The 13,056-nt window shown below is 65.7% G+C and carries 14 protein-coding genes; 2 read left to right on the top strand and 12 right to left on the bottom strand.

The genetic code is table 11. The annotated features are described in order from the left end of the window. Window positions 1-13 precede the first annotated feature (13 nt). Window positions 14-565, top strand: a complete 552-nt coding sequence (locus tag AC0KXH_RS00910) for a hypothetical protein (protein ID WP_488223988.1) — start codon at window positions 14-16, stop codon at window positions 563-565. Window positions 566-848: 283 nt separating this feature from the next. On the opposite strand, the gene AC0KXH_RS00905 is transcribed toward AC0KXH_RS00910, so the two are convergent. The 4 genes from AC0KXH_RS00905 to glnT all read right to left on the bottom strand — a co-directional run bounded on the left by AC0KXH_RS00905 (window position 849) and on the right by glnT (window position 5,505). After that, the gene (locus AC0KXH_RS00905; RefSeq protein WP_041771617.1) at window positions 849-1,955 is read right to left on the bottom strand and encodes a hypothetical protein; all 1,107 of its coding nucleotides are present in this window, start codon (window positions 1,953-1,955) and stop codon (window positions 849-851) included. Between the two features lie 359 nt (window positions 1,956-2,314). Then, window positions 2,315-2,944 carry a TetR family transcriptional regulator gene (locus AC0KXH_RS00900; RefSeq protein ID WP_041109059.1) on the bottom strand — a complete coding sequence of 210 codons (630 nt, stop codon included), beginning with the start codon at window positions 2,942-2,944 and terminating at the stop codon, window positions 2,315-2,317. A 114-nt stretch (window positions 2,945-3,058) separates the two neighbouring features. Beyond that, window positions 3,059-4,129, bottom strand: a complete 1,071-nt coding sequence (locus AC0KXH_RS00895; RefSeq protein WP_212542396.1) for a putative urea ABC transporter substrate-binding protein — start codon at window positions 4,127-4,129, stop codon at window positions 3,059-3,061. A gap of 11 nt (window positions 4,130-4,140) precedes the next feature. After that, on the bottom strand, window positions 4,141-5,505 hold the full coding sequence (gene glnT, locus AC0KXH_RS00890; protein WP_224109234.1) for a type III glutamate--ammonia ligase: 1,365 nt from the start codon (window positions 5,503-5,505) through the stop codon (window positions 4,141-4,143). Window positions 5,506-5,643: 138 nt separating this feature from the next. On the opposite strand from glnT, the gene AC0KXH_RS00885 reads away from it, so the two are divergent. Further along, entirely contained in the window at window positions 5,644-6,663 is a 1,020-nt protein-coding gene (locus AC0KXH_RS00885) for an alpha/beta fold hydrolase (protein WP_488223987.1), read from the top strand. A gap of 19 nt (window positions 6,664-6,682) precedes the next feature. Here AC0KXH_RS00885 and AC0KXH_RS00880 read toward each other — a convergent pair whose 3' ends face one another. Genes AC0KXH_RS00880 through AC0KXH_RS00845 form a run of 8 tightly spaced genes read right to left on the bottom strand, consistent with a single transcriptional unit; the run spans window position 6,683 to window position 13,056 of the window. Next, on the bottom strand, window positions 6,683-7,522 hold the full coding sequence (locus tag AC0KXH_RS00880; protein WP_043217823.1) for an ABC transporter ATP-binding protein: 840 nt from the start codon (window positions 7,520-7,522) through the stop codon (window positions 6,683-6,685). Next, on the bottom strand, window positions 7,519-8,403 hold the full coding sequence (locus AC0KXH_RS00875; RefSeq protein ID WP_200627283.1) for an ABC transporter permease: 885 nt from the start codon (window positions 8,401-8,403) through the stop codon (window positions 7,519-7,521). The genes AC0KXH_RS00880 and AC0KXH_RS00875 overlap by 4 nt, the downstream gene beginning before the upstream one ends. Further along, a complete protein-coding gene (locus AC0KXH_RS00870; RefSeq protein ID WP_488223986.1) occupies window positions 8,400-9,245 on the bottom strand; it encodes a hypothetical protein in 846 nt (281 codons plus the stop codon). The genes AC0KXH_RS00875 and AC0KXH_RS00870 overlap by 4 nt, the downstream gene beginning before the upstream one ends. Beyond that, a complete protein-coding gene (locus AC0KXH_RS00865) occupies window positions 9,242-9,883 on the bottom strand; it encodes a cysteine hydrolase family protein (RefSeq protein WP_041109071.1) in 642 nt (213 codons plus the stop codon). Before AC0KXH_RS00865 ends, AC0KXH_RS00870 begins: the two co-directional genes overlap by 4 nt. Next, the gene (locus tag AC0KXH_RS00860; RefSeq protein ID WP_043217820.1) at window positions 9,883-10,656 is read right to left on the bottom strand and encodes a creatininase; all 774 of its coding nucleotides are present in this window, start codon (window positions 10,654-10,656) and stop codon (window positions 9,883-9,885) included. Before AC0KXH_RS00860 ends, AC0KXH_RS00865 begins: the two co-directional genes overlap by 1 nt. Beyond that, window positions 10,653-11,537 carry a DMT family transporter gene (locus AC0KXH_RS00855; protein ID WP_041109074.1) on the bottom strand — a complete coding sequence of 295 codons (885 nt, stop codon included), beginning with the start codon at window positions 11,535-11,537 and terminating at the stop codon, window positions 10,653-10,655. Before AC0KXH_RS00855 ends, AC0KXH_RS00860 begins: the two co-directional genes overlap by 4 nt. Continuing rightward, window positions 11,534-12,271 carry an SDR family NAD(P)-dependent oxidoreductase gene (locus AC0KXH_RS00850; protein ID WP_488223985.1) on the bottom strand — a complete coding sequence of 246 codons (738 nt, stop codon included), beginning with the start codon at window positions 12,269-12,271 and terminating at the stop codon, window positions 11,534-11,536. Before AC0KXH_RS00850 ends, AC0KXH_RS00855 begins: the two co-directional genes overlap by 4 nt. After that, window positions 12,271-13,056 (bottom strand): SDR family NAD(P)-dependent oxidoreductase, encoded by a 786-nt coding sequence (locus AC0KXH_RS00845; RefSeq protein WP_488223984.1) that lies wholly within the window; start codon window positions 13,054-13,056, stop codon window positions 12,271-12,273. The genes AC0KXH_RS00850 and AC0KXH_RS00845 overlap by 1 nt, the downstream gene beginning before the upstream one ends.

Raw genomic sequence — 13,056 nt, 5'->3', positions numbered from 1 at the left:
GGGAGAGGGAGATATGAAGGCTGAATGGAACGACGCCCCGGACTACATCAGAAGACGCCCGCGCAAGGGAGCCGTAGCATGGCTGATACCAGGGCTGATCGGCACCGCGATCATGCTGGCCGCGCTACAGGTAGTGAGTTCGGCATTCCTCAAAGGCACCGCCCAGGGCATCGCCGATAAGCGCATCCAGCCTAAGCCAGCCCCTGTCGCCGAAATCACGCGAGCTGAGCCGGTAGCGACCAAGGATTGGGACAGGGTAGTAGAGGAAGTGGCCGCGAAAGGTGAAACGCCTCAGCCGCAAACACCCCAGCCCCAAGCCGGTACGGCAGAACCACCGCCCAAGCAAACCGTATTCAACGACAAAAACTACGTTCCCCAGGGCGCAACCAATATCGTTCCCGCTACACGCGTTATTCCCGAGCTAACCGCAACGATTCCGTCCCGACCAAAAGAAATTGTGGTTGTAGGCAAAGAGTCGCGGCTCAGCGACTTCTGCCCTGGCGGGGAAGGAAGCATTCAGCGCAGGAACTGCAAGGCGAGCGTTAATCTGAACATCAGAAACTAGTGGTGAACTTGAGAGCGGAGATATAGAGAATGCTGGCATGGATACTTACAGCGACACTTATCAATCCACCGGATACAGCACAACCGCCACTCAGAGAGTCATACATATTCACTACCGAGAAGGATTGCAGGCAGGGCGAACAACTCCGAAAGCAGATAGCACAGCTGCGAAACGAGAAGACGAATATCCGTTGTTCACAAATAGAGCTTCTCGACCCTGACAAAATTTGATTATCGAAAAAAATGTAGGCAGAACTGCAAAACTCCCAGCATGGCAAGTTTTCTTAGAACGGTATCGATACGGTAAAAGTGAATTCCCCGCTGTACTTATATGTCTTCATTAAGGCTGCTTTTGCTATTTCTTTCGCAGGAGCGTATTCATTTAAAAAATCGACGACTTCTTCGTCATCGCCAACTTCGATATAAACGATCTTGCCACCGCTCCAAGCGTCCAAGTCGTCTCTGTCAAGCTCTGGGAGCTGGTTAGCAAAAAGTAATCTATTGAGCTTCTGATAAACCTCGGACCGAAAATCATCTTTTAAGAGAGTGTTTTTCTTTCCTATTTTTATAGCGTCGCTGTAAAAGTCATTCAGCTCCTGAGTAAAAATATTACAGTTAATCTCGTGAAGTGAACTGTAATGATCTAGAAGCTCAGGCAGTGCAGGCTCGGTAACGAAGCGTATTCTGCATGTTGTCTGCTGATTATTTAGGATGTACTTTGATACATAAGTCTCGGATTGAATTCGCTCCGCTGCAGGCGGCACGTTGGGTGAAAAATGTATCTTAATTAAATCTCCCGCAAGAACCGAGATTAAATTCAGGTTGTAAACCGTCTTCTTTTTATCATCGAGGCGCTTAGGTAAGAAATTCAGCTCGTATGCTTGGGCTTTCATTAACGAGCTGATCGAGGAGAATATCGCCTTATCGTTTTGAGCTTTCCCATTCTTGCTATCCATTTCTTGGAATGCAAAGATTTCAACTCCGGGAGTAGTTATAATTTTGGACCCATGCTTTTGGCATTTTTCTTTATATCTATCTTCCCATTCAGGAAGGGCGGTTTGATACTGGATGCCTACATGGTTGCTGTAGCCGTGGTAAGGAAACCAGTTCGTATTGGGGTCTTTTAAGTTAATATCACGTGTTAGTAATGCCCATGCGCGACCATCGGCCTTTTTGCAGCTGATCAATAGCGCCGTAAAAACATCTACATCTTCTAATTTTGAATACTTATAAGCTAGAAGGTCTATTTCTCTGACGGACTGTTCAACGTCATCGACATAATAGCGGTTGCTGATAAAAGACCAGCCTTTATCCTTCAGTAGGCAGCCGACTTTGAACTCAAGCTCGAAGCCTGTGGCAAGAATGTTTCTCTCAAAAGCTGCTAAATCCATAGATTTTCCTTTTCCTCATCACTGCATGCGAAAGCACGGCGCAGGATGGATTTCTGCTTATCTGAGAATGTGTCGAAAATGTGTCGAAAATATATGCCGTAAATCGCCGTCAAAGGCCACCAAGGCACAGACCTCTTCCGATTCTGATCAGTAATGGTCAACGTTACCCATCATTGACCATGTTAAAAACAGGATTTGAAGCCCGGCCGCACCACCGGGTGCGATTGCCTTCCTCTTTGATTTACAAGGGATTTTCCTGCGTCAGCTGAGGATCAGACGCGGGAGTGTCGATGCGCTGTGGCACACGCGTGGAGCCGAAGGCTAGCACGGGCGGCGGCGCGGGCGACAGGGGCGGTGGGTCAGGTCGCGGGCGTGCCTGGGGCGGTGTGCAGCAGGGCCAGCAGCGCGGCGCTGAAGTGCGGTGCGCGGTCCTTGAGGGAGAACAGCCGCGGCGAGAACAGCCAGGTATGGGTGATGCCCATCAGCGAGGAATAGAGCAGCAGGCCGAGCGAGGTCGGGTCCTGCGTGGCGGGGATCAGCCGCGCGCGCTGGGCCTGTTCGATCAGGTCGCCTAACAGGCGGGTCATCTGCCGGGTCAGCTGGCGTTCGCGCTGCAGCGTGCCGGCGAGCTGGGCGGTGAGTTCGGTCTTGTTCAGCAGGATCTCGAACGACTGCCGGTGCCAACGATTTTCCAGCAGCAGGCGAAACCAGTGCTCGACGAAGTGGGCGAGCGCGAGCAGCGGTTCGCCGGCCAGCGCGCGAGTGCGTTCGACCAGTTGCTCCAGCGGTTGCTGGGAGTAGGTCAGCACGGCTTCGTAGAGTTCGTCCTTGTTCTTGAAGTGCCAGTAGATGGGGCCGCGGCTGAAGCCGGCGGCTTCGGCGATCATCGCCAGGGTGGTGTTGGAGTAGCCGTTGCGGCTGAACAGCTCAAGCGCGGCTTCGATGACCTTCAGGCGAGTCTGTTCGGCGTCTTCTTTGGTGCGGCGCATGGCGATGTCGGTCGGTTGCGAGGGAGGCGATGGTAGCGCAGCCGGCCGCTCGGGGAGCCGACCGGGTGACGCCGGGTTGCAGCGGGTGCCGGCGCGCCGGCCCCGCGCAGCCGTTTACAGCGAGCCGTCGGCGGCCATCTGCATGTAGCGGGTGTCGAAGCGCAGCTTGATGTTGCCGGCGTCGCCCAGCACCTGATCGCCGGGCATGGCGATGCCGACGAAGTCCACCGAGTCGGCGCCTTCGCCGAGCAGGCCGTGATCGAAGGAGAAGCGGCGCACGCTGTCCATCGCCTGGCGAGCCTCGTCGCTGGTGATGAAGGCCAGCGAGTCGGCCGGTTTCCAGAACATCTTCATGCCCTCGAGCTGCGCCTCGTAGCCGGCCTGGTCGGTGCCCGAGGCGCGGCCCAGCGCGGCACGGGCCTTGGCGCCTTCTTCACTGTCACTCTCGAGAATCGCCATCACCTCGTACCAGGCGCCGACCAGGGCCTTGCCCAGCGCCGGGTTGTCGGCCAGGGTCTGGCTGTTGACGATGGTCAGGTCCTTGATGTGGCCGGGTATCCGGCTGGAGTCGAACACCCGATGAGCGTCGGGCATGGCCTGCACCTCGGCGAGCAGCGGGTTCCAGGTCACCACGTTGCGCACATCGGGCGTGCCGAAGGCGGCGACCAGGTCGGCGTCGGAGGTGTTGACCACCTGCACGTCGCGTTCGGAGAGGCCGACGCTTTCCAGCGCGTGCGCCAGCAGGTAGTGCGAGACCGACAGCTCGACCAGATGCACCGGCTGGCCCTTGAGCGTCTTCAGGTCGCTGCTGCCCTTCATCACCATGCCGTCGTTGCCGTTGGAGTAGTCGCCGACGATCAGCGCGGTGGTGTCGAGCCCGCCGGCGGCGGGGATCGACAGGGCATCCATGCTGGTGGCGACCACGCCGTCGAACTGGCCGGCGGTGTACTGGTTGATCGATTCGACGTAGTCGTTGACCTGGGTGATGTTCACGGTGATGCCGTACTTGTCGGCCCACTTCTTCATGATTCCCGACTCGTCGGCGTACTGCCACGGCATCCAGCCGGCGTAGATGGTCCAGGCGAGGTCGAAGCTGTCCTTCTTCTCGGCCTGTGCCAGCGGCGAGAGGCTGGCCAGTGCCAGGGCGCCGGCGCACAGCCAGCCTTTGAGCATCGTGATCTGCATGGTGTCGCTCCTTAGAAGAACTTCAGATAACGCTGGATTTCCCAGTCGGAGACGTGCGTGTGGTAGGCGCTCCACTCGTCACGCTTGAACTGCACGAAGGTTTCGAACAGGGCGTCGCCGAACACCTGCCGCGACAGCGGGTCGGCCTCGAAGGCGTCGATGGCTTCGTCGAGGGTGCGCGGCAGGGTCTCGATGCCCAGCTCGCGGACCTCCTTTTCGCTGTAGTGGTACATGTTCTCGCGGTGCGGCAGGCCAGGGTCGAGCCGCTCGCGAATGCCTTCCAGGCCTGCGGCGAGGATCATCGCGGCGCCCAGATAGGGGTTGCAGGCGATGTCCGCCGCGCGGCATTCCACCCGCCCGCCCTGCGAGGGGATGCGCAGCATGTTGGTGCGGTTGTTGTTGCCGTAGCAGCAGAACACCGGAGCCCAGGTCGAGCCGGACATGGCGCCTTTGCGCACCAGGCGCTTGTAGCTGTTGACGGTCGGCGCGATCACCGCGCAGATCGCCTTGGCATGCTTGAGCACCCCGGCGATGAAGTGATACGCCAGCGGCGTGACGCCGCAGCCGTGCGGGTCCTCGCCTGCGACCTCGAAGAGGTTCTGGCCGCTGCCGAGGTCGGCCAGCGACATGTTGTAGTGCGCGCCCGAGCCGGTGCGGTTGGCCGAGGGCTTGGGCATGAAGCTGGCGAAGGCGCCGTGCTTGCGGGCGATCTCCCCGGCCATCAGGCGGAAGAACACGAAGCGATCGGCCATGGTCAGCGCGTCGGCATATTTGAAATCGGTCTCGAACTGTCCGTTGGCGTCCTCGTGGTCGAAGGAATAGACGCCCCAGCCCATCTCGTTCATCGCTTCGACCAGCTCGTCGATGATCGGCAGGTTGTCCATCAGCCCGCGCGGGTCGTAGCAGGGCTTGGCCGCGGTGTCGCGCGCCGACAACGGTGCGAAGCCACCCTCGGGCGTGTCCTTGAGGAGAAAGAACTCGGTCTCGATGCCGAGGTTGAAGCGGTAGCCGAGCGCGGCGGCGGCCTCGGTCTGGCGCTTGAGGATATTGCGCGAACACGCCTCGAAGGGCTGGCCGTCGAGGTACAGGTCGCTGGCGAACCAGGCCAGCTCGCGGTTCCAGCTGCACTGGGTGGCGCTCGCCGGGTCGGGCATGGCGGCGACCTCGTTGTCGCTGATGTCCTGCGGCACACCGTCGAGTGCAGCCCCGGTGTAGAGCTCCGACCCCTTGAGCATCTGCCCCAGGTGCGGCAGGGGCACGAACTTGCCCTTGATGACGCCGTGGATATCCACGTAGCTGGCCATGGCGTACTTCACGCCCTTGGCCTGCAGCTGCTGTTTGAGTTCGTCGACGATCGATTGCGGGAAGGTGGTCATGTGGCGCTCCTAGCTGAATTCGGGCCAGCCTCTCGGCCGTGGCACGAATCCTTCATCCAATATACATGCCAGCGTGTATAGAAAAGGCAGAGCGGCGGCGCAGCAGCGCTGTGCGCAGCCCCGGATGGAGATGGCCAAATGATTGAAATACATAGAGAAAAAAACTTCCTGGAACTCGGCGAACTGGCCCTGGAAAGCGGCGCGACCCTGCGACAGGCGCGGCTCTGCTATCAACTAGTCGGCCAGCCGAACGCCGCGCGGGACAACCTGGTGCTGGTCCCGAGCTACTACGGTGGAACACATTGGGGCAGCCTGCCCCTGATCGGTGCAGGCAGTCCGCTGGCCGATGGCGAGCACTGCGTGGTGCTGACCAACCTGTTCGGCGCCGGCTGGTCCAGCTCGCCGAGCCAGGCACATGCCACGCAGCGTGGCGCCGACTTCCCGCGCATCGGCCTGCTGGACAACGTGCGGGCCCAGAAGCGGCTGCTCGATGCGCTGTTCGGCGCGGACTGGACGCTGCGCCTGGTCACCGGTTGGTCGATGGGCGGCATGCAGGCCCTGTACTGGGCGATGGCCTACCCCGAGCGGGTGCGCGCGATCCTGCCGTTCTGCTGCACGGCGCGCTGCTGGCCGCACAACCGGGTGTTTCTCGACGGCGTGAAGGCGGCGCTGTGCGCCGATGCCGCCTGGCACGACGGCCACTACCAGGCGGCGCCGCAGCGCGGGCTGCGCGCCTTTGGCCGGGTCTACGCCGGCTGGGCCTATTCACAGGCGTTCTACCGCCGCGAAGGCTGGCGCGGGCTTGGCTTCGATTCGCTCGAAGCACTGCTCGCCTGGTGGGAAGCCGATCACCTGGCGCAGGACGCCAACGACCTGCTCTGCGTGCTCGATACCTGGCAAAGCGCGGACCCGGCCCGCGACTTTGCCGTCGCGAGCCTCGCCGAGGCGCTCGGCCGGGTCCGCGCGCGCACGCTACTGATGCCGGGTAGCAGCGACCTGTACTTCACCGCGGACGACGCCCGCCATGAGGCCGGGCTGATCCCCGGCGCCGAGCTGCGCGTACTGGAGTCGGACTGGGGCCACTGCGCCGGCGGCCCGGGGCGCAACCCGGCGGCGATGGCCCAGGTGTTCGCCGGCATGGCCGAGCTGCTGCGCTGAGCCGGCCGGCGCGGCGGGTCTAGTGGGCCACGGCGGTGAGCCGGGCCAGCTGCTCGAGGTCGGTCTGCATGCCGGAGGTTTCGCGGATGCGCCCGAGAATCTCGCGCTTGAGCTCGGTGAAGGCCGGCGCGAGCTTCATGTCCTGGTCGCGCACCGCCGGCAGCGGCACCTCGTAGATCGAGTCGATGCGCCCCGGGCGCGGCGCCATCAGCACCACACGCGTGCCGAGGTAGATCGCCTCCTCGACGTCGTGGGTGACGAACAGGATGGTGGTCTTTTCCAACTTGTGCACATGCCGGATGAGGTCGTGCATCACCTCGCGGGTCTGCGCATCGAGCGCGCCGAAGGGTTCGTCCATCAGCAAGGTGGCCGGCTTGGGCATCAGTGCGCGGGCGATGGCGACACGCTGCTGCATGCCACCGGAGAGCTGGCTGGGGTAGGCGTCGGCAAAGCTGGTCAGGCCCATCAGTGCGAGCAGCGCGTCGGCGCGGCCGCTGGCGGTCTCGATGTCGGCATCGCCGCGCACCTGGTCGGCGATGACCTTCAGCTGCCGGCAGAACTTGATGTTCTTCATCACCGTCAGCCAGGGGTAGAGGCTGTAGTGCTGAAAGACCATCGCCCGGTCCACGCCCGGGCCGTCCACCGGCCGGCCGTCGAGCAGGATCTGCCCACGGCTCTGTGCCTCCAGCCCGGCGACGATGCGCAGCAGCGTGGACTTGCCGCAGCCCGAGGCGCCGACAAAGGTGATGAACTCGTTGGGCTGCACGTCGAGGCTGACCGACTGCAGCGCCTCGACCTCGCGGCCCTCGCTGACAAAGGTCTTGCCGACCTGGCGGATGGCGATCTTCGGTGGGGTCATGCTTGTTTCCTCCAGGGAAAGGCGCGGCGCGACAGCCAGCGGAAGGCCTGGTCGGTGAGCAGGCCGATCAGGCCGATCAACAGGATCCCGGCGAAGATCTTGTCGGTGTGCATGTAGCGCTGCGCCTTGAGAATCGCGTACCCCAGGCCCGAGTTGGCGGCCACCAGCTCGGCCACCACCAGGTAGGTCCAGGCCCAGCCGCAGGTGACGCGCAGGGTATCGAGCAGCGCCGGGCGCGCCGACGGCAGGATCACCAGCTTGACGATCTCGGCACGGGTCGCGCCCATCGTCTGCGCCGCCTCGATCTGCGCCATCGGCACCCGGCGCACGTCCTCGGCGACCATCAGCACCATCTGGAAAAAGGTGCCGATGAAGATGATGAGCACCTTCGAACCCTCGTCGATGCCGACCCAGAGCATCACCAGCGGGATAAAGGCCACCGCCGGCATGTAGCGGATGAAGTCGGTCAGCGGCTCGAGCAGCGCCTGCACCGGGCGATAGGTGCCGATGTACAGCCCCAGCGGCAGGGCCACCAGCGCCGAGGCGGCAAACCCGGCCATGACGCGCCAGACACTGATGCCGATATCGCCGAGCAGGCCCTCCTCGCGCCACCAGCGCAGGATGCGCTCGAACACCGCACCGGGGCTCGGCATGAACAGCGGATCGGCCAGGCCGAGCGCGGTCCAGGCCCACCAGAGCAGGAAGGGCGTGGCCAGGCCGGTCGCCGCCAGCGCCCAGACCGTACGGCGCGGCAGCTCGCCGCGCAGCGTCCACAGGCGTGCGCGGCGCGGCGCCGGCGCGGTGGCTATCGCCGCCGGCGGGTCGCGCGGCGCAGGGCTTGATGCCAGGTCCGGATGAGTCAGGCTGAGTTGCGCAGTCATGGGTGGTTCTCCTGCGAAGCGGGCAAAGGGGGTGGCGCCAGCGCGACCCAGCCACCGGCCGGGCAGTGCTGGCCCAGCGCGAGCAGGGCCGAGGCCGGCAGCGCGGCGGCCGACACGTAGGGGCAGTCGGCCGGCAGCAGCGCCTGGCCGGCTCGCCCCGGCAGCGTCGAATGGCTGATGCGCCAGGGCGTGGCGCCGCCGCGCTGGCGACCGAACGAGAGCTCGAAGCCGAGCAATGCCGGACGTTGCGCCGGACCGACCTCGGCCAATCGCTGGCGCAGGCTGCCGCCGTCGGGCAGCGCGCAGGCCCGCTCGGCGGCAAACAGGAAGTAGTCGCCAGCGACCAGCAGGCAGCCCTGCCGCCCGCCCGTCGCGGCCTGCAGCCAGAGGCCCCAGTTGTGCCCGCGGGACTCCGGCAGCCGCTGCCAGACTTCGTGATAGCTACCGTCGAGCCCGTCCTCGAGCAGGCGCTCGGGCTGCTCGAAGCGCATGCGGCCGATGTCCGCCGGCCCGCCGCCGGGCTGGAAGTCGATCAGCCGGTGCCACTGGCAGCGGTCGCCGCGCACCTCGGTGAGCCCGGCAAAGCCGGCCTGGTCGGCCAGCGCCAGCTGTTCGGCATGGCTGGCGGTTTCCAGCGAGGCGGCGCGCACCCCCGGCTGCGGCAGGCGCAGGTCGGCATGCAGGCAAGCGGCCTGCAACCAGAACACTTCGCTGGTCTCGTCGCGCAGCCCCGCGCGGGTGGTCAGCAGGCGACGCTGCCAGACACCCAGATAGGCCTCCGGCACGGCACCGGCGGGCCCGGGCGACGCCGGGGTCGCTACGTTGTGGATGGCGGCGCTCATGCGGCACCCCGCAACCATTCGAGCAGCGCCGTGCTGTCGGCGACCCGGCCGAAGATGCCGCCCTCGACCTCGATCATCGCCAGGGCGGCGCGATGCAGCGTCGGCTCGGTACTGGCGCAGGCGTCGCTGATGGTCAGGCAGTCGAAGCCCAGGTCGATGGCCTGGCGCAGTGTCGAGGCCACGCAGACTTCGGTGGTCACGCCCGTGAGGATCAGCGTCTCGATGCCACGCTTGCGCAGCAGCAGGTCGAGATCGGTATGGGCGAAGGCGCTGTAGCCGGGCTTGTCGATCACCGGCTCGCCGGCCAACGGCTGCAGTTCGTCGACCAGGTCATGGCCGTATTCGCCGCGCACCAGCAGCCGGCCAAGCGGGCCGGGCGAGCCGATCGGCGCACCGGTGGCCTCGGCACGGTGGCGCTTGGCCGCCGGCAGGTCGGTCAGGTCCGGGCGATGGCCTTCGCGGGTATGCACCACCAGCAACCCGAGCGCCCGCGCGTGCGCCAACAGGCGGGCGATCACCGGGATCGGCGCGCGCAGGCGGTCGATGTTCAACCCTGCCTGGTCGGCATAGCCGCCGGGGGCGCAGAAGTCGCGCTGCATGTCGATGACCAGCAGCGCCGTGCGGCGTAGATCGAGCATCACGGCTGCTCCAGCTGGAATTCGTGGCACACCGCCGCGGCGATGCCCGCGACGATGTCGGCGGCCATGCGCTCGCCCTTGGCGGCGCTCGAGCCCCGGGCCGAGGACAGCACGCCGGAGGGTGGCACCCAGGCGGTGCGTGTCGGATACATGTCGTACGGCGGGAAGTCGGCCGGGCCGTCGTCCGGAATCTTCTCCAGCGCCACCAGCTGCGGGTGGAAGTGCAGCATCAGCGAGGTCTCGATCACCGCCGCGTGCTCCAGGGCAAAGCCGGGAAAGCCGTCGGGAAAGATCTCGCCCAGCGTCTGTTCGCGGCAGAAATCCCAGTGTTCCAGGCGCATCACCTCGAGCCCGGCGCCCGGGCCGAGATCGCGCAGCGCCAGCTGGATGCCTTCGGCGACGAACCAGGTGTTCTCGTAATGACCGAGCACCAGCACCAGCCGCCGCACGCCGTGCCGGTGAAACTCGCGCACCGCATCGCGAACCAGCGCGCTGAGGGTGGCGCCGTCGAGGCTGGTGGTGCCGCAGAAGTGCTGCCCGCCGCCGCACCTGGGCTGCGACTTGTAGCCGTAGGAAAGCGCCGGCGCGACCAGCCCGCCGACGCGCGCGGCCACCTCGGCGCTGATCGCGCTCGCCAGCAGCGCATCGGTACCCAACGGCAGGTGCGGGCCGTGCTGCTCGGTGGCGCCGCAGGGCAGGAACAGCACGGCGCCGTCGCGCACGCGGCGCTCGTAGTCGACCCAGCTCAGTTGATCCATATGGACGGGGTTCATGTCAGCGGACTCCTTGCAACGGGTAGTGCCGGCCGCTCGGGCCAGCCGGCGATCAGGGCAGCAGCGGTCACCAGCGCGGCGCCGAGCCATTCGTGAGTGGCGATGCCCTGCTGGCCGAGCCAGGCCGCCGAGAGCACCGCGGCGATCAACTCGAACACCACCAGCAGCGCGGCACGCCCGGCTTCCAGATGGGTCAGCCCGTACTGCACGGCGGACATGCTGAGGATCCAGCCAAGGGCGAGCAGGCCGACCTGCCAGGCGAGGGTGAAGTCGACCGCCGGCAGGGCCTGTTCGCCGAACAGGCAGAACAGCGCACCGAGCAGCGCACTGCCGACGAAGCTGACCAGCGCCTTGCTCGCCAGCGGCACCCGATCGGCGGCGCGGGTCGCCAGGTTGTTGAGGCTGAAGGCCAGCCCGGCCGAGAGAGCCAGCCAGTCGTTCGGCTGCAGCGGGCGCAGCGTTTCGCGACTCACGCCCAGGGTGACGGCGATCCCCAGCAGGGCCAGGCCCAGGGCGAACACCCGCGCCAGGCTCAGGCGCTCGCCAAGCAGCAGCCAGCCGCCGAGCATCGCCCACACCGGCGCCAGGTAGAACAGCAGCATCACCCGCACCACATGCCCCTCGCCCAGTGCCGTGATCAGCGCCGCCGTTGCCCAGCCGCCGCACAGGCCGATGACGAGCAGCTGCCGAGGCTGCGTGGCCCAGCGCCGGCGCTGCCGCCAGAGCACCGGCAGGGCCAGCAGGCTGAGCAGCGCGTAGGTCAGCAGTACCAGTGGCATGCCGGCCAGGCCGCGCGCGGCGAAATACTGCAGCGGCAACCAGCCCAGCCCCCACATGACCGCGCCACCGATCAGCATCGCCTGGGGCAGCAACCGGCTCATGCGCCCATCCAGGAGCCACCGTTGGGCCCGAGCGTCTGTCCGGTGAAATAGCTCGCCTGCGGTGACAGCAGGAAGACAATGGCCGCGGCCACCTCCTCCGGCGTGCCCAGGCGCGCCATGGGAATGGCCAGCTCCTTGGCCATCCACTCGTCGCTCATGTGCTCGGCGCTGACCATCGCCGTGGCGATCGGCCCGGGGGCGACCGCGTTGACACGGATGCCGTCGGCGGCGAACTCGCGCGCCAGCGAACGGGTGAGCCCCAGCACCCCGGCCTTGGCCGTGCAGTAGGCGGCGTAGTGCTCGCGCCCGAGAAAAGCGAGGTCCGAGGCGACGTTGACGATGGCCCCGCGACGGCGCTCGCGCATGCCGGGCAGCGCATGCCGGCAGCAGCGATAGACCGCCGTCAGGTCGACGCCGAGCACCCGCGCCCAGTCGTCCTCGTCGGTGTCGAGAAAGGCTTTCTCGAGGATCACCCCGGCGTTGTTCACCAGCAGGTCCAGCGGCCCTTCGGCGGCGATCGCCTCGAACAGGGCGGCAACCGCCTGTGGGTCGCTGACATCGGCCTCGACCGGGCGTATGCCGTGGGCCTGCAGCTCGCAGGCCGCGCTGTGCTGGCCGAGATGGTTGGCCCATACCGTTGCGCCGGCCGCCGCCAGGGCCAGCGCGGTGGCACGCCCGATGCCGGTCGCCGCGCCGGTGACCAGGGCCGTCTGGCCGCTGAGCTGGATGTCCATCAGTGCATCACCTCGCCGTGGCTGACCGACAGCGCCTGCCCGGTCAGGGCAGCGGCCAGCGGCGAGCCGAGAAACAGAAAGGTCCCGGCCAGATCGGCCGGTCGCAGCAGTTCGGGGATCGCCTGCGCGGCCAGGATCACCTGCAGTTCGGCGGCCTCGCTGCGGCCGTGCTCGGCGGCCATGCTGCGCAGCGAACGCATCGCCGCCTCGGTAGCGATCCAGCCGGGGCATACGGCGTTGACGCGAATGCGCCGCGCGCCGAGTTCCCAGGCCAGCGCCCGGGTCAGGCCGATCACCGCGTGCTTGCTGGCGACATAGGCGGAAAAGCCCGGCACGCCCTTCAGCCCCCAGATCGACGCCTGGTTGATCACGCTGGCGCCAGCGGCCAGGCGCGGCAGCAAGGCACGGGTCAGGCGCTGCATGGAGGCCACGTTGTTGTCCAGCAGCTCGGCCCAGCGGCGGTCGGCCTGCGTGCTCGCCTCGCCCAGCGGGGTCGGATACTCCACGCCGGCGTTGTTGATCAGCACATCGACCGTCAGCTCCTGCGCCGCCAGATCGTCGGCGTAGGCCTGCACGGCGGCCAGATCGCCCAGGTCGAGCACCACGGCGCGCGCCTGGACGCCCTCCGGCAGGACGGCACAGAGGCGGTCGAGCGCGGCGCCGTCACGATCGATCAGCTCCAGCCGCGCCCCGGCCTCGGCGAAAGCCTGCGCCAGGCCCTGGCCGATGCCACCGGCCGCGCCGGTCAGCACCAGCGTGCGACCGCGGTAATCGAGCGCATTCAT

The sequence above is a fragment of the Stutzerimonas sp. CXK-1 genome (assembly GCF_057738225.1).
The sequence above is the reverse complement of the archived record's forward strand: the minus strand, read 5'-3'. Positions and strand labels throughout refer to the sequence as shown.

Bases quoted from the DNA above. Each gene is read 5' to 3' on its own strand.
- AC0KXH_RS00910 (WP_488223988.1), top strand. From the start codon at position 14: ATGAAGGCTGAATGGAACGACGCCCCGGACTACATCAGAAGACGCCCG.
- AC0KXH_RS00905 (WP_041771617.1), bottom strand. From the start codon at position 1,955: ATGGATTTAGCAGCTTTTGAGAGAAACATTCTTGCCACAGGCTTCGAG.
- AC0KXH_RS00900 (WP_041109059.1), bottom strand. From the start codon at position 2,944: ATGCGCCGCACCAAAGAAGACGCCGAACAGACTCGCCTGAAGGTCATC.
- AC0KXH_RS00895 (WP_212542396.1), bottom strand. From the start codon at position 4,129: ATGCAGATCACGATGCTCAAAGGCTGGCTGTGCGCCGGCGCCCTGGCA.
- glnT (WP_224109234.1), bottom strand. From the start codon at position 5,505: ATGACCACCTTCCCGCAATCGATCGTCGACGAACTCAAACAGCAGCTG.
- AC0KXH_RS00885 (WP_488223987.1), top strand. From the start codon at position 5,644: ATGATTGAAATACATAGAGAAAAAAACTTCCTGGAACTCGGCGAACTG.
- AC0KXH_RS00880 (WP_043217823.1), bottom strand. From the start codon at position 7,522: ATGACCCCACCGAAGATCGCCATCCGCCAGGTCGGCAAGACCTTTGTC.
- AC0KXH_RS00875 (WP_200627283.1), bottom strand. From the start codon at position 8,403: ATGACTGCGCAACTCAGCCTGACTCATCCGGACCTGGCATCAAGCCCT.
- AC0KXH_RS00870 (WP_488223986.1), bottom strand. From the start codon at position 9,245: ATGAGCGCCGCCATCCACAACGTAGCGACCCCGGCGTCGCCCGGGCCC.
- AC0KXH_RS00865 (WP_041109071.1), bottom strand. From the start codon at position 9,883: ATGCTCGATCTACGCCGCACGGCGCTGCTGGTCATCGACATGCAGCGC.
- AC0KXH_RS00860 (WP_043217820.1), bottom strand. From the start codon at position 10,656: ATGAACCCCGTCCATATGGATCAACTGAGCTGGGTCGACTACGAGCGC.
- AC0KXH_RS00855 (WP_041109074.1), bottom strand. From the start codon at position 11,537: ATGAGCCGGTTGCTGCCCCAGGCGATGCTGATCGGTGGCGCGGTCATG.
- AC0KXH_RS00850 (WP_488223985.1), bottom strand. From the start codon at position 12,271: ATGGACATCCAGCTCAGCGGCCAGACGGCCCTGGTCACCGGCGCGGCG.
- AC0KXH_RS00845 (WP_488223984.1), bottom strand. From the start codon at position 13,056: ATGAATGCGCTCGATTACCGCGGTCGCACGCTGGTGCTGACCGGCGCG.